Raw genomic sequence first — 584 nt, forward strand, 5'->3', positions numbered from 1 at the left:
GCACGTACAATGATTTGATTGTGCGTGTGATTCACACCATGCCGAAAATGCTTACGCATCTGACGATGGAGGAAATTATCTGTTGTCCATTCATCTTTTTTTAGCAGCGTATAGAGTCTTTTACGTTCATTGTCGCAAGTCGTACGTTTGCGAATAGCTTGTTTGACCTTTTCCTTGGCAGCTTCACGATAGGCTTTAATATCACCCATACAGTCACGCAGGGTTTCTTTCCACGCATTTGCAGATACACCGAAGTTGCGACCTTCTTTCATCCACGCATCACGAATAGCCCTGTCACTGATATTTAAGCCTGCAACAGCACCATATTTAGCCCAAACTTCACTGCGAACACGACCAAGTAAAACAGCTTGTTTTTCAAGTTGCTTATACTTTTCTCGATTCAAGTTTTTACAGTGATGAATGCGTGTTAATTTCACAAAGTCATGCCTAGGTTAAGGGATTGGATAATCAATAGATATGGATGCTAATATACCAAGACACTCACCTAAAATACAAAAGATAATCATTTAAATCTCTAATAAATACCCACCTTGCCACTACTGAATCGACATAGACAAAATGAG

1 pseudogene is annotated in these 584 nt (G+C 39.7%); it reads right to left on the reverse strand.

Features of this window, described 5'->3' with window-relative positions:
- Positions 1–437: pseudogene (locus tag HHA41_RS13040) on the reverse strand (RNA-guided endonuclease TnpB family protein); the annotation flags it as partial.
- Between the last annotated feature and the right edge of the window lie 147 nt (positions 438–584).

Origin of the sequence: Acinetobacter sp. A1 (assembly GCF_012371315.1) — a bacterium.
Classification (GTDB): domain Bacteria; phylum Pseudomonadota; class Gammaproteobacteria; order Pseudomonadales; family Moraxellaceae; genus Acinetobacter.